This is a genomic window from Spirulina sp. 06S082, assembly GCF_034932145.1.
Lineage (GTDB): Bacteria > Cyanobacteriota > Cyanobacteriia > Cyanobacteriales > Spirulinaceae > CCY15215.
This window is the reverse complement of record NZ_JAYGHV010000143.1, coordinates 1-20,776: the sequence shown is the minus strand read 5'-3', so window position 1 is coordinate 20,776 and position 20,776 is coordinate 1. Positions and strand designations below refer to the sequence as shown.

Here is a 20,776-nt window from a genome sequence, read left to right as displayed (position 1 = left end):
TCCCATGAGTTACGGGGGCCGCTCATGGCTATTTCCAGTAAATTAGAGGTGGCACTAAAATATCCAGAGGGCATTCGCGAGGACGATCGCGAAGTATTTTCGTCTATTGCCAGTGCCACGACACAAATGACGAAACTGACCGAAGACTTGCTATTGCTGGCGCGGAGCAATGGTCAGCAAATCCAAATGAGAAAACCCATCCAACTCTCCCAGCTTTTGACCCATTTGATTACTCTGTATGAATCTCAAGCCCAGGCCAATATGATTGCGATCAATCACGAAATCGCCCTTGACTTAACCCTCTGGGGGGATGCCGATCAAATTACCCGTGTCCTGACCAACCTGATCCAAAATGCGCTGCAATATACTCCTGAAGGTGGCGAAGTTCGGGTCAGAGCCAAGGCTATCAGTTCGCACATTCATATCACTGTGCAGGATACCGGCATCGGTATTGCCCCAGAATACTTGCCAAAAGTGTTTGAACGGTTCTGGCGAGCCGATGCTGCTCGTAGCCACGATCGGGGTGGCTCGGGGTTGGGGTTAGCGATCGCCCAGGCAATTGTACAACACCACGGTGGCATCATTACCGTCACTAGCGAAGTCAACAAAGGAAGCTGCTTTAAAGTACAGCTTCCTCTCCAAGAATAAGTTCGAGATGGATCTGGAGACTATCAGAGTTTGTTCTGTTTTGACATAGAGGGGCGATCTCCTGTCTTATTTCGCAAAGAAAATACCAGAACTATCACTAGCAGGAGAAAAGCGGCGATGGAAGCATAACCTCTCGACATTGCCAGCCCCCCGTGGTCGATGGGCTTAGTGAGAAAATCTCCAAAGGTAGCTCCAAAAGGGCGGGTGAAGATGAATGCCACCCAAAACAGCAAAATGTCGTTGAGTTGCGTCCAGTAATGCAGAGCGATAACCAAACCAATTATACTTGCTGTTATTAAAGAACCTTGTATGTAGCTCAGACCCATATTATCTGTCAGAAAGTCGCCAAAGGCTGTGCCTAGGCTATTGGAAAACACAATTGCAAGCCAGTACATCGTCTCTCCATCTTTTTTGAAGATGGGATAAACGCTTAGATCGCGATCGCGGTAATACCAGAAAGTTAGCGCTCCCAAAAGACCGGAGACCAGAAGCAGAGAGCCGACAGCGTAGCCCAAGCCCAAGGAGCGATCTATCAGGTCTGATACTTCGGTTCCAGCAGTAGTCGTGGCAATAATGGCAGTCCAATACAAAGCGGGGCGATATCGGTCAGCCTTAATTTGACTAAACAGAGCGATCGCCAAAATCGAAATCGTTACCGCAAAGCCCACGTAATACCCCAGACCTAACGACATGGAGAGAAAATCTCCTGCTGTTTCACCCAAGGTTGTCGCAAGGATCTTCATAATCCAGAAATACAGGGTGACTTTAGCAACTTTGTTCATGTTTATTTACAAAAGAGAGGATTATTAAGAGCCTGCACTAATTGCGTTAAGTCGTGCCTAAAAAACCGTTCTAATGTTCCGTTGCATCTTGGTCACTATCGGGAACTTGGATACTTCCTCGGACGGGCATTTCCGTGTCATCATCTTCCTCCTGCCCTTTCTCTTCAATTTTGAGGATCTGACTATTACCCGCATCAACGAGAACTTCAGCGTCAGCAAACTCGACTTCGTATACCAAGCTGCCATCTTCTACATCTAGCTCTACTTCAGTTGCCGTTGCACCTCGAGCCGCTTCAGCAACCTGCCGAGCTTGTTCTGGTGTAATTTTGGCCAAGTTTTGCAGTTGAGCCTCTTCCTGCTGCTCTTCTCGATCGTCATTCATTTCGCCTTCTTCTTCGATATCTCGAGCCAAGATAGAATCGGGGGATTGAGGGATATGAGCGATCGGACGCTGATTTTGATGGGCATAAACCCCACGAACTGCACTGCTAAGTCCAATAGCACTTAAGATACCCAAGGACAACAGACTCAGTGATTTTTTCATTGCAAGGATCTCCATTTGAGACTAACATTCAGACTCCCTTGCGGAAGTTAAATTCATTCTAGAAATCAACAGTCAAGAAATCGATAAGATCCTTACATTGCAGTTAATTTTGACATTCAGAAGATTGATATACCAAGGAAGACGGGAATCTCTGGAAGCAAGATAAAGGGCATGAATTTCTGGATCGAGTCGTTTTTCCTCATGTTTAATAACAATTCGTTGGGTTCTCTTGCCGATTCCTTAACGATTGCCTCCTAAAATCGGGTGGAGAATGTTACCTTATCCATTATCCTAGGAGAAAATCTATGGATTCCCCGAAACCTATGTTAAACCGAGTGCCAGAAGTGACCGTTGTTTTCTGGATCATCAAGGTACTCGCAACCACTGTCGGCGAAACCGCAGCCGATTATCTAGCCTTTACGCTCAATCTGGGCTTGGCTATCACATCCTACATGATGGGAGCCTGCTTGTTAGTTGCCTTATTTAATCAATTTCGGCTGAAACGCTATGTTCCCGCCAATTACTGGTTAGTTGTCGTGTTAATTAGTATCGTCGGCACATTGATAACGGATCGATTAGTGGATGAATTTGGTGTTAGCTTAGTCACTACAACGGTCGTCTTTGGTATTGGCTTGCTCGCTGTATTTGCTGTTTGGTATGCCAACGAAAAGACCCTAGCTATGCACTCTATCAACACGGTCAAGCGCGAAGCCTACTATTGGATTGCCATTTTGTTAACCTTTGCTCTGGGTACAGCAGCAGGGGATTTGCTGTCTGAGGGTACAGGATTAGGCTACGGACAGGCTTTGATGATCTTCGCTATCTTGATTGGCTTGGTTGTCGGAGGATACTATTACTTGCGTTTAGATGGAGTGTTGGGTTTTTGGTTAGCCTATATTTTGACTCGTCCCTTGGGAGCCTCGACAGGTGATTTGCTATCCCAATCGGTTAAAAACGGTGGACTAGGATTTGGCACAATAGATACAAGCATCTTGTTTCTCTGCACCATTATTAGCCTCGTTATTTACCAGAGCTTGCGACAGAAGAAATTGAACCCAAGAGCATCGAGCAAGCTCTTAGAGTAAGCTGATTTTGGCAAGCTCGATTGCGGAAATGATGACTCTGCCTCGTTCCCTAGAAGAAAATTTTACCCGCGAAATCTATCGTTATGAGGAGGAAAACAAAATGCCGTACATTACCAGTGTAGAGCGTTTGGGCATTGAGAAAGGACTGCAAGAAGGTCGCCAAGAAGGTCGCCAAGAAGATATCATTGCCGTGCTTCAAGTCCGTTTTGAAACAGTCTCCGATGCTCTGGTTGAAGCGGTCAATGGCATTCAAGATGAGGCAATTCTTACTAATTTACTCAGACAAGCGATCGCTATCCCTTCCCTTGATGCCTTCCAAGATCTTCTCAATTCCTTGGAGACTTAGAAAGCGATCGCACCTCTGAGTTGACAAAATATTCAATTTGGGTCTAAGTTTAGGGGGAATCCATGCGATTGTCCTATCTACAAAATGCAAAAAGAGGACTCCCGCTAGACCCGTTGGCGAAGCCTGCGCTACGCGCATTAGGGTTAGTGGTGAGATGAATTTTTGCCAACAAACAAAACCGACCAAAGGGAGTCCAAAGGGAGTCCAAATAGATTGACATTCTCTGTAAAGATTGCTAAAATCTAATTCAGGAGGTCAAAATGTTAACACTTACTTACGAGTATAAATTAATCCCAAACGAAAAGCAAATCGAGGTAATTGAAAATACCTTGAGAGTGTGTCGTGCTGTCTGGAATTACGCCCTCAGAGAGCGAAAAGATTGGATTAACTCTCGGAAGTGTTCTGTTAATGCTTGTTCTCTGGACAAAGAATATATCATTCCGGCGGATCAACCATTCCCAAATTACAACAACCAAGCCAAACAATTAACAGAAGCCAAGAAAACCAACCCGTGGTTAAAATCGGTGAATGCTCAAGTCTTGCAACAGGTCTTAAAAAGATTAGAGCGAGCATTTACAGATAGGAAATCAAAAAAACTAGGTTTTCCTCGTTTTAAGAATAAGTATAGGATGCGTTCTTTTGTGTATCCTCAAATGCTCAAGAATTGTCTCCAAGAAAACCAGATTAAACTGCCTCAATTGGGATGGATTAAATTTAGGAAATCGAGAGATATTCCCGATGGTTTCGCGATTAAACAAGCGAGAATTATCAAAAAAGCATCAGGATATTTTATTCTACTGTCTTTGCAGTTAGATGTAAATATTCCGGATGTCCCATTTCACGGTCATGCCATTGGGATAGACTTGGGACTGGACAAATTTCTGGCAACTTCTGATGGAGAACTGGTCGAAAGACCCCATTTTTTGAACCAACTACATAGCAAGCTGAAATCGCTGCAACGTAGGTTAAGAAACAAAAAGAGAGGGTCTAATAATCGACACAAATTAAACCAGAAAATAGCGAGATTACACCAAAAGATATCTGATACGCGTAAAGATTGGCAATTCAAACTAGCACATTACCTTTGCGACCAGGCACAGTCAATATTTTTTGAAGATATTAACTTTAAATCTTGGGCAAAAGGAATGTTGTCTAAACATTGCCTAGATGCTGCTTTTGGTCAATTTATTACCATTCTCAAATGGGTGGCGTGGAAAAGAGATGTTTTTGTCGCGGAAGTTGACAAGAACTACACTTCCCAAATCTGCCCAAAATGTAATTTTCACACCGGGAAAAAATCACTTTCTGAACGAGAACATCATTGCCTGGAGTGTGGATACAAAACCCATCGGGATATCGCAGCAGCAGAAGTTATTAGAGATAGAGGAATCGAAAATGCGCTAGGGCATAGCGTATCAGAAAATGCTTGTGGAGATGATCTGACGGGGGCTTTGCCTAGTCAAAAATCTGTGAAGCAGGAAATCTTGAATGTGAGTTCAAGAATCTCCCGCTCTCTTGGTCAGCATTCCCTTGCGCCTTTCGGCGACGCGGGGTCTGACCGCTAGAACGCTCAAGCGTTTAGCGGTGAGAGTATGTCAAGACCGACAATGAAACCCGTGCCGAATACAATTCTCCTTGGAAAGAGGCGATTTCCTTTTATTTCTTCTCGCTTTTTTCTTTCCTCGCGTCCATGAGGCCATTGATTGGACTCGGGGCTATGAATTCTTGGATAAAGAATTCCAGAAAATTGTTCGCGAAGCCGAAACCGGACGTAAAACTACCGATAAACTGGTGAAAGTTTGGCTGAACAACGGACAAGAAACTTGGTTGTTGATTCATATCGAAGTTCAGAGCCAACCCGAATCCGAATTTGCCGAACGGATGTACATTTATAATTGCCGCATTTATGACCGCTATCGTCAGAAAGTTCTCAGTTTAGCGGTGCTGGCTGATGAAACAAAATCTTGGCGACCCAAAAAATACGGCTATAAGATTTTAGGGGGTGCAGTTATCTTCAAGTTTCCCACAGTGAAACTCCTTGACTACACTGCTCAAACTTTAGCCGAAAGTAACAATCCTTTTGCCGTGATTGTCGCGGCACATCGGGAAACCCAGAAAACCCGCCAAAACCCCGATAATCGCTATCAAGAGAAACTCACCATTGCCAAGAGTCTCTATCGACGGGGTTACGAAAGACGAGATATCCTAGAACTATTCCGGTTGATTGACTGGATGATGAGTTTACCACGCTCTTTAGAAGAAAACTTTACCCGCGAAATCTATCGTTATGAGGAGGAAGAGAAAATGCCGTACATCACCAGTGTAGAACGTTTGGGCATTGAGAAAGGACTGCAACAAGGACTACAACAAGGTCGCCAAGAAGATATCATTGCCGTGCTTCAAGTCCGTTTTGAAACAGTCTCCGATGCTCTGGTTGAAGCGGTCAATGGCATTCAAGATGATGCCATCCTCGCGAATTTACTCCGACAAGCGATCGCTATTCCCTCTCTTGATGCCTTCCAAGAGATTCTCCAACGCCCTGAAAACTCCTCGTAATTTTGGCGCTTGCAAGACTGCCACAAAAAAAAAGAGTGCTGTATTATCTTTTGTAGTATTATGTGTAATACTACAAAAGATAATACAAAAATCGCGACCCCCCCTTAAAGATTGTGGCTTCTTTTCGAGATTTACTGAATCATTACCGATCGTACCGCGCGATCGCGGTTTTCAGTATTGCAGCATCGAGTTTTTTTCAGATTGTTGATTTAGTAGTGCCTTATGCGATCGGACAAATTTTGAATGTGTTATCGGGTGATTCTTTAGACAAGGCCGCACAGTTCCTTGTAGCAAATATTGCCAAAATAACGAATCTACCCGAGGGTCAATTTTTAGCATTAGGAACATTATTAGGGCTGATTTTTCTCGTAACGGTGATAGGAGTACCGATAGAATCGTGGACGGGACTCTGGTATCACTGGGCGATCGCGTTGAAAGTGCGCCGAGATTCTGCCCATCAGACGGTCAAAAAAATTCTCACCTTACCTTTAGGATTTTACGATGAAAATAACCCCGGTCGCGTTGCCGGAAAAGTAGCGCGAGGACTATCTAACCATCTGTGGACTTACCCAGAAATTGCCGGAGAAGTGATTCCTAAATTGATGCGAATTTTGGGAATTTTTGGGATAATTTGCTTAATTGACGGACGGATTGCGATCGCTCTTCTTCTTTCGTTTATCTTAGTTCTTGCTTTTTCTGGGAAAAAGTTGCGGAAGTTGATTCGCAAAGAGGAAATTTTGGATCGGTATATGGAAAATACCGAAAGTCGTACCTCAGAAATTATTACCAATATTAAAACCGTGAAGGCTTATGCCAATGAATCCCAAGAATTTACTCGGCAAAAAAGGCGCTTCGATCGCGAACTTCGCTTTGTTCTCGATCGCATCCACAAAGGGTATATATATTTACATATCCAGCAGCAAATATTTGTTCGCTCTTGCGAGTTTTTTATTTTGGGTTTTACCCTTTGGGAAACACTACAAGGACGCATTTCTTTAGGCTATTTCGTCACTTGTCTCACGGTTACGAGTATGGCTTATTCGGAACTAAATCCCCTGAGCGATTTAGCCGAATTATTTGCTCGTCGTTATGCTTCAATGGTGCGCTTTCATGAGTTTTTACAAGAGCCGGAAGGAAGCGATGCAGCGAATTTATTACCAGAAGTTGAGGGAAATTCCTATCATTTTACAGGGAAAATCGAGCTTTCTGGGTTAACTTTTGGTTACGATCGCGATCGCCCAATTTTGCAGGATATTAGTTTATTGGTCGAACCCTATCAAACCGTGGCCTTAGTGGGGCGATCGGGGTCAGGAAAATCGACCTTGGTGAAATTACTCTTTCGCTATTTTGAACCCGATCGCGGCTCAATTCTCATGGATGGAGACGATATTCGCAGTTTGGATATTACCCGCTATCGCAAGCGGTTGGCGATCGTGCATCAGGAGGTCGATATTTTCAACGGCACCCTCTTGGATAATTTAGTTTATGGTAATCCTCTTGCTTCTTTCTCTCAAGTTGAGGAAGCGTGCCAAATTGCCCGCGTCGATGATTTTCTGGGAGACCTTGCCAATGGTTATTATACGATTGTAGGGGAGCGCGGGGTGCGTTTGTCGGGAGGACAACGGCAGCGAATTGGCATTGCACGGGCGTTAATTATGAACCCAGATGTGCTAATCTTTGACGAAGCGACTTCGAGCTTAGATTATGAGTCGGAGCGCTTGATTCAATTGGCAATGCGATCGATTTTCGGCACCCGTACCACAATTATTATTGCTCACCGATTGAGTACGGTGCGAGAAGCAGATAAAATTGTGGTTCTCGATTCTGGACGTATTGTAGAGGTGGGAAGTCATGCGGAATTGTTACACAAACAAGGAATTTATCGGCGACTTCACGCACTGCAAGAAACAGGAGAATTAGTTTAGTACGAGTCTAAAACAATGTCTTTTCAGAGCCAATGGCAACCCAAACAAATTAATAGCAACCCCTGTACCCGCACTCACGTACTCTTTAAATCATTAGTTTGGTATCAAACGACCTTTACTGGGATTTGGTTTGGTTGTTTTGAATCTGACCATGAGGTTCAAGAGCATCCAGTAACAATGCTGACTCGGTTCGATCCTGGAGGGTTTTTCCCCCTACACGGTCATCCTGGTGGAGAAGAAATTTTGGTTCTTCAAGGAAACTTTGCCGATGAAACAGGGGTGCATTCACCGGGAACTTATATGCTCAATCCTGAAGGATTTAATCACTCACCTTATAGTAAAGAAGGCTGTTTGACTTTCGTGAAGTTGCGTCAACACGGGGGCAAAAGTAGACAAAAAGTGAGAACCAATGTTTATGATTCACCTTGGCGATCGGGTATTATCCCTCAAATCGAGATGCAACCCCTCTATCACCAAAGCGATTACCTAGAAAAAACTTGGGTTGAGCGTTGGCAACCGGGGACGGCATTATCAAATGTGGTTGAGACTGAAGTTAAAGAAATCTTTATCATTGAGGGAACCTGGAAGGATGAGTTAGGCTGTTACCCAACTAGGAGTTGGCTGCGCTATCCACCCAATCTCCCTTATAGTCCTGCATCAGAGACGGGTTGTCTTATTTATGTGAAAACTTATCCGATCGAGACAACAAGATTTATCGTCGGCAAAGATTTTCGCCATCCTTTTGAACTCAATTCATAAAAATTGAGTATTGTTTTTAGATTGCGATCGCGTTTCTTGTCAAGGAGATGCGATCGTATTTTTCAACGAGTTACAAATTGCAAAAATACCATGAAAAAAATTCTTGTTGGATTTCTCTTGATGTCCTTTTTCTGGACGCAGTTTCAATCTGTAACTTTAGCTTCTCCGAGAATATCACAAAACACAACTCAAATCGCTACACCGATCGCAGTTCTCGATCGCCTATTTACAGCATCTTCTCCAGAAGCAGAGTTATTCGATCCATCATTTCTCGAACAAATTCCTTTGGCGAATATCGATAAAATTTTCGGACAAATCCAGCAAACTTTAGGAAATTATCAAAACGTTCAAGAAACAGAAAATGGCTATTTGATTGTCTTTGAGCAAGGAAGTGTTCCCGCTCAAATCAGTTTAAATGAAAATGGACAGATTATCTATTTATTCTTTCAACCTCCCATTGGTAATAGCTTGAGTTGGACAGAAATCCTGCAACAATTAGAAGAGTTTTCTGGAGAAATAGGGTTTTTGGTCACGAAAGATGGGGAGGCGATCGCGCAACTCAATAGAGATCGCCCTTTAGCAGTCGGATCGGCTTTTAAATTGGCAGTTTTAGCGGCATTACAGAAGGAAATAATAGGAGAGAATTTAGCCTGGGATGATGTAGTCAAACTTGATTCTCAATGGCAAAGTTTGCCCTCGGGAATATTACAAGATTGGCAAGCAGGATTTCCCGTAACCTTACACACTTTGGCAACTTTAATGATTTCTCTCAGCGATAATACAGCAACAGATGCGTTAATTTTTCTATTGGGACGGGAAAAGGTAGAGGCATTTTCAGACCGCAATCAACCATTTTTAACCACCCGCGAAGCCTTTATTTTAAAAAATCCAGAGAATCAAACATTTTTGCAACAATATCGCGACGGTGATGAAAAAGAGAAAAGACAAGTTTTAGCAGCAGCGCGATCGGCTTCTTTACCCAATGCAAATCTATTTACGGGAAACCCGATCGCCACTGATATAGAATGGTTTTTTACCAGTCGAGAATTATGCAGTTTAATGGCAGAAGTGGGGGATTTGCCTTTGATGTCTGTCAATCCTGGAATTGCGAATCCTGCTGATTGGCAAACAGTTGCTTTTAAAGGGGGATCGGAACCGGGAGTGCTTAATTTTACAACGCAGTTAGTGGATAAAACTGGCAGTCATTATTGTTTAACTTTAACTTGGAATGACGATAAACCCCTCGATGAAATCCGTTTATTAACAATTTATACAAGCGCGATCGCCGCTTTGTCCTTGTAAGCCAAAAAAATCAGCCACCTGGAAAGGTAGCTGCGATCGCATAGAAAAAATACGACTGGATAAAATCCTGATTTCGTCGGGTTAATTAAGCGTCGTAATAAAGAGCAAATTCAAAAGGATGAGGACGCAAACGCATCGGGTTGATTTCTGTATCCAACTTATAGGAAATCCAGTTCTCGATAAAGTCTTCTGTGAAAACTTCCGGATCGGTTAAGAACGCATGATCGTTCTGCAAGTTTTCCAAAGCATCTTCCAAAGATCCAGGAGTGCTAGGAATTTTGCTCAACTCTTCAGGAGACAAGTCGTAAATATCCACATCCAAAGGAGAACCGGGATCGATCTGATTCTTAATGCCGTCAAGACCTGCCAACAGCATCGCTGCAAAAGCCGTATAGGGGTTAGCTGTAGCATCGGGACAACGGAACTCGAGGCGTTTTGCTTTAGGATTAGGACCCGAGAGGGGAATGCGAACCGAAGCAGAACGATTTCCTTGAGAATAAGCCAAGTTAACGGGTGCTTCAAATCCAGGCACTAAGCGCTTGTAAGAATTCATGGAAGGGTTGGTAAATGCCAACAATGCCGGAGCGTGCTTGAGAATACCGCCAATATAGTGTAGCGCCATTTGACTCAGGTTTGCATAACCCCCTTCACCCCAGAAAAGAGGCTCGCCATTTTTCCAAATCGATTGGTGGGTGTGCATCCCGGAACCATTATCATTAAACAACGGTTTGGGCATAAAGGTTGCACTGCGACCGTATTTCTTGGCCACATTTTTAACGACATATTTATAGGTCATTAAATCATCTGCGGCTTTGATTAAGGTGTTGAAACGAACACCCAGTTCGTTTTGTCCTCCCGTTGCGACTTCGTGGTGATGTTTCTCGATGGGAACACCACAGGCTTTCATGGTGAGTAGCATTTCCGTTCGCATATCTTGCAAGGTATCCGTCGGTGCAACGGGGAAATACCCTTCTTTGTAGCGAGGTTTGTAACCGAGGTTTCCTCCTGCTTCTTCTCGTCCGGAATTCCAACACCCTTCAACGCTGTCCACGTAATAATAACCTTCGTGTTCGTTTTGGTCGAAGCGAACGTCATCGAAAATAAAGAACTCGGCTTCCGGTCCAAAGAAGGCTGTATCGCCAATTCCTGAATTTTTGAGGTATTCGACGGCTTTCGTAGCAATACTGCGAGGATCGCGGGCATATAATTCTCCCGTGCGCGGCTCTTTAATGCTACAGATCATGCTCAGGGTTTTTTCTTTGTAGAAGGGGTCGATCCAAGCAGTTTTGGGATCGGGCACCATAGACATATCCGATTCGTTGATGGCTTTCCAGCCGCGAATACTGGAGCCATCAAAAGCAACCCCATCAACAAAAGAGTTTTCGTCAATTTGATCTTGGTAAAAGGAACAGTGCTGCCATGTTCCGGGTAAATCAATAAATTTCAGGTCGATAATTTGGATATTTTCATCCTGAATCATCTTTAAAACTTCTTGAGGTGTTTCGGGCATCTGAGGGGTGACTCCTTAATTTATTGCCTATTTTCAACCCCTCATCCTAGGCAGGGGTTTGGCTATATTTTGTATGACTCGATACAAAATTGCCCGATCGCGGGCGATCGCAAATCTGTAAACATTCCAAAACTGTAACCCGATAAACAAAATCTGGGGAAAAAGTCTGTTTTTTGAAGAAATGTATCAAAATGGCAGGAAAGACACTCTTATGGCTGCGAGCGGTCAGCCCTATGGGATGATAAATAAATTAAAAGTCATATCAATGTAAAAATCTTTTCCATTGGGAGTTCAGTTTTGATGGGAGATGCGGTAACAAACCTAATAAGAAACTACGATGTAGCTGGCCGTTACTTCGATCGCAATGCGATGGATGACCTCAAGGCCTATTTTACTTCGGGCATGGCACGAGTTGAGGTGGCGACCATGATTACTGCCAATGCTGCGGCGATCGTTAAGGCGGCCAGCGCTCAACTTTTCGAGACGGTTCCCGAACTTCTGAGTCCAGGAGGATATGCCTACACGACTCGCCGTTATTCTGCTTGTTTGCGGGATATGGACTACTATCTTCGCTATGCCAGCTATGCTTTGGTTGCGGGAGATACAAATGTTCTAGATGAGCGGGTCTTGCAGGGATTGCGAGAAACTTATAATTCTTTGAATGTTCCCATCGGTCCGACGGTGGTGGGTATTCAAATCATGAAGGATATCGTCAAGAATATGGCTGTGGATGCGGGAATTGCGGATACTGCCTTTATTGATGCACCTTTTGAACACATGGCTCGGGATTTTGGTGAAAAAGACATCTAAATGCAGGATGTAGGGAGATTAAATTTAACAAAATTTAATGTTTCTATCCAGTGAGGCGATCGCTATTTCTAAAAGAAATAGCGATCGCCTTTATTTTGTTCCTTCTTCCCTTTAATTTCACATTAAGCGTAATTTAGTTGGATTGAACTTCCCTACTATGGCGATCGCAAGATAAAATCGAAAAGCAATTAAAACTCTTAGCAATGTTCGGAAAAATTCCCCTCGCGTTACTCGGTCTTTCTGTTGGCAGCATCCTAACAATTATGGGAGTTATCGCCTACGCTTTCGGTAAACCCACCCTTAACCTGAATGGTTTTTTCTATGGAATACCTTTGTTCCTTGGCGGTTTAGCCTTAAAAGCCTCAGAACTTAAACCCATCCCCTACAGCAAACCCACGTCACCAGAAGTATTAGCATTGCGAGAAGAACAAGCAACAGAAATTCAACAAAAACTTCGCAAAGATATCACCCGCTATCGCTACGGACAACCCGTTCATTTAGATTATCCTTTAATGAAACTGGCGATCGCCCCTGATGAAGAACTCCCCAATCTTCAGGAACTCCGGGAAGAGGCGATCGAGGGCAATTATGCTTTAATTTTGGACTTTTACTCCCCTTTTGTCAGTTTAGAACAGTGGCAAGACAAACAAGAAAAAATCGAAAAATTCTTCGGTCCCGGCATTCGGACAACCCTCGCACAAACCCAAGAAGAATGGATCGAACTTGCATTAATTACTGTTACAGATGATAATTAAATAGGTACGAGAAATTATCTTTTCTCCAATCTTGTCACATACCATTGCAGATATTGACTCGGAGAAACATTAAACTCGCAAGACGTTTCCAGTAAATGTTGCGCTTGTTCTTCCAGAGAATTAAACTTTTGTAAATCTCGCGGTAATTCCTCCTGTTGTTGCAAAATTCCCTTAAGTTTTTCGAGTAACTCTGCTTCTGAGAGAAATTGTTCTGGGCGATCGGGTTCGAGGATAACATAACAATCCTCTTGATACATAATTGAATCTGCCATAAGTCAGAAGTATAAAATGGGAAATTTGTTTAAACTATAAACTAACTTTGTCTTTAGGCGATCGCTAACCCTACATCATTCATAACTCATCTTTTTTTGTATGAACTCTTTTCTTAACCTCCAATACGAAACCGTGATGGAAGATTTAGGCGATGATTATAGCGATCGCGTCTCTGCGGCTTCTTTTCCAGAACATACTTTACGTTTTCGAGGCGATCGGCTTCTTCCTTTGATTAATTTAAACCCTCAAAATGTTAGCGATGATGACTTTATCGAAGCATTTGGCTTATTTCAAGGAGTACGACCCTTTCTCGCCCTACGTTACCACGGCTATCAATTTGGCGAATATAATCCCTTTCTCGGCGATGGAAGAGGTTTTCTCTACGGACAAGTTAGAGGCATAGATGGGCAGTTATACGATTTTGGCACAAAAGGCTCCGGGAGAACGCCTTATTCGAGAACAGCCGATGGACGCTTAACTTTAAAAGGGGGAGTCAGAGAAGTTTTAGCCGCAGAAACATTGCACCAATTGGGCGTTAAAACATCCCGTTGTTTGAGTTTAATTGAAACAGGAGAAGCCTTATGGCGAGGTGATGAACCTTCCCCGACGCGATCGTCAGTAATGGTTAGATTCAGTCTTTCTCATATTCGTTTTGGCACATTTGAAAGATTGCATTATCTGCAACGTCCAGATTTAATTCGCAAACTCCTCGATCGCGTTATAGAAATTTACTATTCTCATATTCCCCCAACTCAAGCAAAATATAGTCAATTTTATCAGGAATTGGTGCAGCGTATCGCAATTTTAGCAGCACAATGGATGGCGGCGGGATTTTGTCATGGAGTCCTAAATACAGATAATATGTCGATTACAGGAGAAAGTTTTGATTACGGTCCTTATGCCTTTATTCCGACCTATAATCCTCGTTTTACTGCTGCTTATTTCGATTATGGTGGACTCTATTGCTATGCACAGCAACCAGGAATTTGCAAGCTCAATTTGGAAAGATTACAAGCACCCTTAGCGATGGTGATGGAGAAGTCAGATTTAGCGGCAGGATTAGAACAATTTGAGGATTATTATTATGATGAATACTATCGTTTAATGGCGAATAAGTTGGGATTTAAAACATTACCACGCCCCCAAGCACAAGAGCTAGTTTGGCAAACCGTAAAAGTTTTAGAAGCAACACAAATAGGCTATCATGGCTTTTTTAGCGAACTAAGAGAATCTTTTTCTCATTACTGGCGCAAAGATGTTAATGAGATTTTCAAAAACGCTTCTTTTATTTTAGAACCTTGGGAAACATGGCGGAAGTTATATTATCAATTATTAAGCGATTTTCCAGCAGAAGAAATGGAAAATATTAAAACTCACCTCCAATCTCAAAACCCTAAAACAGCATTACTCAGACCTGTAATTGAGTCAGTCTGGGAGCCAATTACTCAAGAAGATAATTGGCAACCTTTTTACGATTTATTAGAGAAAATTTGGGCAAGAAAATAGAAGAGAAAGAGTTAGAATTATAAGTTAGCATCGGGGTTAATATTATTCTCTCGCAGCAGGCGTTCGAGATGTTCAATTCTTTGCTGTGCGCGTTCTTTTTCTTGTTGTTCGAGACTAGCTCTTTGTTCTTCAAAATCGGCTCTTTGTTCTTCAAAATCGGCTCTTTGTTGTTCAAAATCGGCTCTTTGTCTTTCTTGTTCTGTCGGAGTGAGAATCCAATTTAATGACGCATCATAAAACCTTAACCATAGGCGATCGACGTTCTCATTCATTCCTTGCCACAGTCCCAACCCCAAGCCCAATTCTGCTAACCATAAACGATTATCGTTTAATTCTAACTCTTGATAGCGCCCACTTTCTAAATGAAAGACACGAAAATGGTTTTGTTCGCGATCGTAAACAACATAATATGGGATCTGTAAAATTTGCTCGTAAACCTCCCATTTTGTCGGTTTCCCATCGGGATCTGATGCAACTTGACCTAAATCTTGTGCTTGGGTACTGGGAGATAATAATTCCACCACAATAAAAGGGTTAACCCCTTCTTGCCAAATTACATAACTCAATCGCAAATCTTGCTCTTCGTACAATTGAGACACTCCAACAACCCCAAACCAGTCTGGACGCTTGTATCGTCGTGTATTATTCTCGTCGTAATAGATATTGAGATCCATTGCCGAAAAAACCCGTTCTGGGGGATAAGTCCGGGGCTGAAAGGTTAACCGCAGCAGTTCGGCTTGTAGGGGATGGAATTGATCGGGCAAACCGGGTTCTCCTACTTCTTCACTCGGCAAATCGTACATTGTTGGCAGTGTTTTCTGCCTTGGGTAGAGGTTAACCATATCACAAACAAGAACGAGTTTCTCTAAATTATATCGCTATTTCCGATCAAATTTGCCTTGACGAGACACTACCAGCTTAATATTAATTTGGATTGACAGTTTTTCTTTAATTTTTGACGCTAAACAATGTCTCGCACAAAAGCATTACAGTTTTATATTTTAACTCGCTTATTGCTCGCACCCTTGATGTTACTTACCATTGTAACTCTTGTGTTTCTTCTCCTGCGAGCAACTCCAGGAGATCCCGCCGATGCAATTTTAGGCAACCGCGCCCCAGAAGCGGCTAAAGAAGTCCTCAGAGAGCGTCTCGGTCTTGCAGATCCCCTTTGGTTACAATATTTTAGGTATTTAGGTCAACTCTTGCGCTTTGATTTGGGAGAATCTCTTTCCAGTCAAGGTTTACCAGTTTGGGAGGTTATTCAACAACATTTTCCCGCGACTGTTGAATTAACTTTCTTTGGTATGGCGATCGCGGTCGTTTTGGGGGTAACGGTAGGAATGTTGTCGGCTTCCCATCCAGGGACTATCATGGATGTCGGAGGGCGCTTATTTGGCATTATTACCTACTCTCTGCCTCTCTTTTGGATGGGGATGGTCTTTCAACTAATTTTTTCCGTGCAGTTGGGTTGGTTTCCCCTCGGGACGCGCTATCCCATCGATGTACTTCCCCCGACACAAATTACCGGACTTTATACTCTTGATAGTCTTCTAACGGGGAACTTTGGGCAGCTTTTTACCGCGTTGTACTATCTTGTTTTACCTTGTGGTTCCTTGGGTTTACTGCTCAGTGGTATTTTTGAACGCATCGTGCGGGTCAATCTCAAACACACTTTAAAGGCTGATTATATCGAAGCCGCCCGCGCTCGAGGTATACCCGAAAGGCGCATTTTATTTGCTCATGCTTTTAAAAACGCTCTCATTCCTGTGATTACTGTCCTTGGATTGACTATTGCAGCTTTATTGGGGGGCGCTCTTTTAACCGAAGTAACTTTCTCTTGGCCGGGGCTAGGAAACCGATTGTATCAAGCGATTGGCGATCGCGACTATCCCACAGTACAGGGCATTATGGTCTTTTTTGGCGTGATTGTCGTGTTTGCCAGCATGGCGATCGACATTATTAACGCTTATATCGATCCTCGCATTCGTTATTAGCTGCAAATAAAAGTTAGCTGAGGATTTATCTTGGTTCTGTTAATTTTTTTGTCAGAAACAACCCATCAATCGAGAAATATGTCAATCTAAAAGCATAGGCATTTCGTCTTCAGAACGTTTATTTTTGAAAGCGTTTGGTTTGTCAATTGTCTATAAGTTATTGTCTGTAAATTGATGATAAGACGAAATACTCTCAATTTGAAATTTTTTGGAGGAGATTATGGCTGTTCAAGAACTGAATCAAGAAACATTAGATAAGGCGATCGCCGATTTTAAAATCGACGAGAAAGGATTTGGAAAAATTTTGGTCGCGATCGATCGCCAATCAACCCCCCCAGAAGTTTTAGAGAAAGCGGTTTCTCTGGCCAAACAATTTAATAGTCATTTGATGCTGTTCTACTGTTTGGGGGACCCCTATCCCAATAGCTCTAACGTTTTGGCGGCAGGAAGTATGGGTATTTATGGGGGGAGTTACTCCGTGGAAATGCTCGAACAATCGCAAAAATTGGCACAACAAGAAAGGGAGGCGATCTTATCTTGGTTGCAGTCTTGGTGTCAAAAACTAACAGATTTAGGCGTTGCAACAGAATTTGATTATAAACAAGGAGATGCGGGTCAAACGATTTGCGCCCTAGCCAAAACATGGGGTGCTGATGCGATCGTTATCGGTCGTCGCGGGCGATCGGGACTGTCGGAAATGCTGCTGGGAAGTGTCAGTAATTATGTCTTGCACCATGCTTCTTGTGCGGTTATGGTAGTACAGTAAGTCGGCTTATGGGTCATAAATAATGAAGAATTGGGGACGCTTTTTTAGTTTGGGAATTTTGCTGCACTTGGCTTTATTTTTCCTGTTGGGAAATTCCCCCTCTTTGGGCTATTCTCTGCCTAATTCTGTCTCTTTCCCCCCTGCGAGATCGCATCCTTTACCTCTATCATTAGAACAATGGCAAAATCCGACGGGAGATTACTTCGATCGCATCGAACCGACTCCATTAGGATATTTAGTTTGGTCGGATTTTCCAGTTAAAATCTATCTCGAACCTGGCGATCGCAGCACCGATCAGAAATGGAGCAAAGCAATTCGGGACGCGATCGCGCAATGGAGTGTTTATCTTCCCTTACAAGAAGTGACAGAGCAAGAGAATGCCGATATTATCTGGTGGCGATCGCGGCCGCCGACTCGGGCGCAGATCGACCGGGAAAACCGCCAACTTATTATCCCTCGCGCCCGTAATGCCGAAGCAAAGTATGCTTTTTACTTGCGATCGCAAACCCCTCCAATTCTTGCCCATCGTTTTTCTATTCTTTTAAGTCCCGACCAAAATGCAATACATACTTTAGGGACGGCACGCCATGAATTAGGTCACGCCTTGGGAATTTGGGGTCACAGTCCTTTAGAAACTGATGCTCTCTACGAAGCACAAACCAGCAATCCACCGCCAATTTCTCCCAGAGATGTTAATACCTTAAAAAAGATTTACGAACAACCCACACAATTAGGCTGGGAAATCGCTGATAGTTGATGGCAATTTACCGATCTATTTTTTATGGGATAATATTAAGAAAAGTCAAATGATTTTTTCTTTAGAGATGTTAGAGTTGTAGGCTAGATATCTTGGGACAACAATGGCAGCATCAGGAGACAAACAACATGGCGAAGAAACAAAAAAGAAAAATTATTGCTCGTCCTCCTAAGAAAGGATTTGGGATTAATCCTCAGAAAATTAAAGCCGGTGTCGCAAAAGCAGAAAAATTTCTGGCTCTCGAAAAATTTGATAAAGCACTGGAGCAATTAAATAAACTCAACGATCGCTATCCCGATCGCCCGGAAGTTCTCAAATATCTGGCATATACCTATTATGAATTGGAACAGTCTTCTTTATACCAATTGAGCCTCGAACAGTGGGTCAAAAGTGCGCCTGGCGATCGAGATGCTTTCTTCGCATTAGGGGCTGCTTATGTGGAAAACGATCGCCCCTTCCTTGCTTTAGAAACATTTCGTTCGATTGTTGAAAAGTTTCCCAACTGCGAAGACATAAAAGAAGCAGAAGGAGCCCTCGCAGAACTCAAGGATATAATCGCCAAGATCGTTAAAGAACTCGATCTAGAAGTCAACGATCGCACTGAGAAAATTCTTATACTCCACGAGAAAACTCTCTCAGCTTTAGCCGCAAGCAATTTTGCAGAAACTCAAAAATACGCCCAACAGTTATTAGAAATAGAGCCGAATTTTGCCTCAGCTTTAAATAATCTCAGTTTTGCCTACTGGTACGACAATCAACCCGAAGCGGCGATCGAAGCAACAGAGCGTTGTCTTGAGACTAACCCCGATAGTTTTCACGCGATCGCCAATTATATTTATTATCGTACTTGGCAAGGTCGCACCGATGAAGTCAAAGAGTATGCCGAAACATTAAAAACCCCCAGCGATGCCTGGAAAAAAGACCCTGATTACTGGATTAAAGCGGCTGAAGCCTTTTCTTGGTTGGAAGATGATGACAGTCTATTTGATTTATATACCCTGGCTGAAACTGACGATATTTTAGAGGAAATGCCAGGCTATTTTTATCATTATCTCGCTGCGGCTCATCTACGGGCAAAAAATGATAGAGAAGCGCGATCGTTTTGGGAAAAAGCCCTAGAAAAAAACCCGCAACTGAGCATCGCTCAAGAAAATTTAGAAGACATGAAACAACCCGTGGGAGTACATCATTCCCCCTGGTCATTTGGCATAGATCATTGGTTAATCGATGAAATTCGTCTTGGGGTTATCGATGCGATCGAAGAAACTGAAGGAAAGATAGATAAATTAGAAGATGCTGTTCGCTATTGTTTGGACAAATATCCAGCATTAAATCATCTAATTCCACAAATGATAATGCGGGGCAGCCCTAAGTCTAGATCCTTTGCTTTTCTCCTCGCTAAATATGCAAAAACTCCAGAAATATTAGCAGTTCTGCGAGATGTTGCTCTGAGCGATATTGGACCCGATGGAATGCGCCATGAAGCGGGTTATATTGCCTCCAAAGCGGGCTTAATTCCTTCTGGAAAAACAAGAATGTGGATTCAAGGAAAATGGCAAGAAATTCTTTTAGTTGGTATTGAAATCAATGATGATATGATTGACGAACATTCCGATGCAGCCTCAAAATTATTAGTTAGAGGTACGGAGGCATTACGAAATGATAATCCTGAAGAAGCTGAAGAGATTTTCAAGAAAGCATTAACATTAGAACCGGAAGCCAGAGATTTTAAGTTTAATTTAGCGGTTTCCTATCAAATGCAGGAACGAAAAGAAGAAATGGAAACACTCTGTCAAGAAATTTACGATCGCGATCCCAATTATCCCTTTGCACGAATTGCTTTAGCAAAAATTTATCTCGATCGCAAAGAATTTGATAAGGCTGACGCATTAATTGAACCGATGATGCAATGGAAGACGATGAACTATCAAGCCTTTAATTTCTTATGTCAAACTAATATTGAATTAGCTTTGGCTAAAAAACAGCCCGATGGGGCGATTTCTTGGTTAGGAACGTGGAAGCAAGTCAGTCCAGATCATCCCAACCAAGATTATTGGGAAGAACGCATTCAAACACCAAAAGGACTCATTGACGTTTTCTGGGATGATGATGATTATGATGATGATGATTGTCAGGAACCTCAGCCTAAAGGCGTGAGGCTTGAAAGAGAAATCTAACAAGCCATTCTGACCAGACTCAGTACCCCGCGTACTACGTTATTTTGGTTACGACACCTTGGAATGCGAAGCTAGTTCCTCGCTCTGTCGTTAGCAGTTAAACAATTTTAAGGTCACTGAAATAGTGCTGCTAACCTAACAAGCCCTAATAACTTTGTCGAAGCTAACATTACCCCGCAAGGGAGGCTCGAAAGAGCAAAACCGCTATGCGTACAGGGTTGTTTAATTAGATACAGTAATTGTCCTGTTAAAAGTGCAATACAAAAGCACCCTAATTAAAC

General features: G+C 42.9%; 20 protein-coding genes. 15 read left to right on the top strand and 5 right to left on the bottom strand.

Going from position 1 to position 20,776, the window contains the following annotated elements:
• The coding region (locus VB714_RS10615) for a sensor histidine kinase (RefSeq protein WP_323223888.1) at positions 1 to 648 on the top strand (648 nt) is incomplete at its 5' end.
• 23 nt (positions 649 to 671) lie between these two features.
• Here VB714_RS10615 and VB714_RS10610 read toward each other — a convergent pair.
• Together VB714_RS10610 and VB714_RS10605 are read right to left on the bottom strand one after the other, a co-directional pair.
• Positions 672 to 1,430 carry a hypothetical protein gene (locus VB714_RS10610; RefSeq protein ID WP_323223886.1) on the bottom strand — a complete coding sequence of 253 codons (759 nt, stop codon included), beginning with the start codon at positions 1,428 to 1,430 and terminating at the stop codon, positions 672 to 674.
• Positions 1,431 to 1,500: 70 nt separating this feature from the next.
• Entirely contained in the window at positions 1,501 to 1,974 is a 474-nt protein-coding gene (locus VB714_RS10605) for a PepSY domain-containing protein (protein ID WP_323223884.1), read from the bottom strand.
• Between the two features lie 305 nt (positions 1,975 to 2,279).
• On the opposite strand from VB714_RS10605, the gene VB714_RS10600 reads away from it, so the two are divergent.
• From VB714_RS10600 to VB714_RS10570, 7 genes are all read left to right on the top strand, one after another.
• On the top strand, positions 2,280 to 3,059 hold the full coding sequence (locus VB714_RS10600) for a hypothetical protein (RefSeq protein WP_323223882.1): 780 nt from the start codon (positions 2,280 to 2,282) through the stop codon (positions 3,057 to 3,059).
• A gap of 7 nt (positions 3,060 to 3,066) precedes the next feature.
• Entirely contained in the window at positions 3,067 to 3,405 is a 339-nt protein-coding gene (locus tag VB714_RS10595) for a hypothetical protein (protein WP_323223880.1), read from the top strand.
• Between the two features lie 260 nt (positions 3,406 to 3,665).
• Complete coding sequence (locus VB714_RS10590) at positions 3,666 to 4,970, top strand: transposase (RefSeq protein WP_323223878.1); 1,305 nt, start codon at positions 3,666 to 3,668, stop codon at positions 4,968 to 4,970.
• Between the two features lie 70 nt (positions 4,971 to 5,040).
• Complete coding sequence (locus VB714_RS10585; protein ID WP_323223877.1) at positions 5,041 to 5,961, top strand: Rpn family recombination-promoting nuclease/putative transposase; 921 nt, start codon at positions 5,041 to 5,043, stop codon at positions 5,959 to 5,961.
• A 113-nt stretch (positions 5,962 to 6,074) separates the two neighbouring features.
• Entirely contained in the window at positions 6,075 to 7,886 is a 1,812-nt protein-coding gene (locus VB714_RS10580) for an ABC transporter ATP-binding protein (protein ID WP_323223874.1), read from the top strand.
• A gap of 15 nt (positions 7,887 to 7,901) precedes the next feature.
• Positions 7,902 to 8,645 carry a cupin domain-containing protein gene (locus VB714_RS10575; protein ID WP_323223872.1) on the top strand — a complete coding sequence of 248 codons (744 nt, stop codon included), beginning with the start codon at positions 7,902 to 7,904 and terminating at the stop codon, positions 8,643 to 8,645.
• 90 nt (positions 8,646 to 8,735) lie between these two features.
• Positions 8,736 to 9,947: a serine hydrolase gene (locus tag VB714_RS10570; RefSeq protein ID WP_323223870.1), complete on the top strand. Its 1,212-nt coding sequence runs from the start codon at positions 8,736 to 8,738 to the stop codon at positions 9,945 to 9,947.
• 85 nt (positions 9,948 to 10,032) lie between these two features.
• On the opposite strand, the gene glnA is transcribed toward VB714_RS10570, so the two are convergent.
• A complete protein-coding gene (gene glnA, locus VB714_RS10565) occupies positions 10,033 to 11,457 on the bottom strand; it encodes a type I glutamate--ammonia ligase (protein WP_323223868.1) in 1,425 nt (474 codons plus the stop codon).
• A gap of 300 nt (positions 11,458 to 11,757) precedes the next feature.
• Here glnA and apcB point away from each other — a divergent pair, with 300 nt between their 5' ends.
• Both apcB and VB714_RS10555 read left to right on the top strand, forming a co-directional pair.
• Positions 11,758 to 12,267 (top strand): allophycocyanin subunit beta, encoded by a 510-nt coding sequence (gene apcB, locus VB714_RS10560; RefSeq protein ID WP_323223865.1) that lies wholly within the window; start codon positions 11,758 to 11,760, stop codon positions 12,265 to 12,267.
• A gap of 203 nt (positions 12,268 to 12,470) precedes the next feature.
• Positions 12,471 to 13,022, top strand: coding sequence for a DUF2854 domain-containing protein (locus VB714_RS10555; protein ID WP_323223863.1), 552 nt, complete (start codon positions 12,471 to 12,473; stop codon positions 13,020 to 13,022).
• Positions 13,023 to 13,036: 14 nt separating this feature from the next.
• Here the strand turns inward: VB714_RS10555 and VB714_RS10550 are convergent, their stop codons facing one another.
• The gene (locus VB714_RS10550; RefSeq protein ID WP_323223861.1) at positions 13,037 to 13,294 is read right to left on the bottom strand and encodes a chlororespiratory reduction protein 7; all 258 of its coding nucleotides are present in this window, start codon (positions 13,292 to 13,294) and stop codon (positions 13,037 to 13,039) included.
• Between the two features lie 100 nt (positions 13,295 to 13,394).
• On the opposite strand from VB714_RS10550, the gene VB714_RS10545 reads away from it, so the two are divergent.
• Positions 13,395 to 14,801 carry a protein adenylyltransferase SelO gene (locus VB714_RS10545; RefSeq protein WP_323223859.1) on the top strand — a complete coding sequence of 469 codons (1,407 nt, stop codon included), beginning with the start codon at positions 13,395 to 13,397 and terminating at the stop codon, positions 14,799 to 14,801.
• 17 nt (positions 14,802 to 14,818) lie between these two features.
• Here VB714_RS10545 and VB714_RS10540 read toward each other — a convergent pair whose 3' ends face one another.
• Positions 14,819 to 15,604: a Uma2 family endonuclease gene (locus VB714_RS10540; RefSeq protein WP_323223857.1), complete on the bottom strand. Its 786-nt coding sequence runs from the start codon at positions 15,602 to 15,604 to the stop codon at positions 14,819 to 14,821.
• 165 nt (positions 15,605 to 15,769) lie between these two features.
• On the opposite strand from VB714_RS10540, the gene VB714_RS10535 reads away from it, so the two are divergent.
• The 4 genes from VB714_RS10535 (at position 15,770) to VB714_RS10520 (ending at position 20,495) form a co-directional block, all read left to right on the top strand.
• Positions 15,770 to 16,795, top strand: coding sequence for an ABC transporter permease (locus tag VB714_RS10535; protein WP_323223855.1), 1,026 nt, complete (start codon positions 15,770 to 15,772; stop codon positions 16,793 to 16,795).
• 220 nt (positions 16,796 to 17,015) lie between these two features.
• Positions 17,016 to 17,561, top strand: a complete 546-nt coding sequence (locus tag VB714_RS10530) for a universal stress protein (protein ID WP_323223853.1) — start codon at positions 17,016 to 17,018, stop codon at positions 17,559 to 17,561.
• Between the two features lie 22 nt (positions 17,562 to 17,583).
• Positions 17,584 to 18,318: a peptidase gene (locus VB714_RS10525; RefSeq protein ID WP_323223851.1), complete on the top strand. Its 735-nt coding sequence runs from the start codon at positions 17,584 to 17,586 to the stop codon at positions 18,316 to 18,318.
• Positions 18,319 to 18,446: 128 nt separating this feature from the next.
• Positions 18,447 to 20,495 carry a tetratricopeptide repeat protein gene (locus VB714_RS10520; RefSeq protein ID WP_323223850.1) on the top strand — a complete coding sequence of 683 codons (2,049 nt, stop codon included), beginning with the start codon at positions 18,447 to 18,449 and terminating at the stop codon, positions 20,493 to 20,495.
• Positions 20,496 to 20,776: the final 281 nt, after the last annotated feature.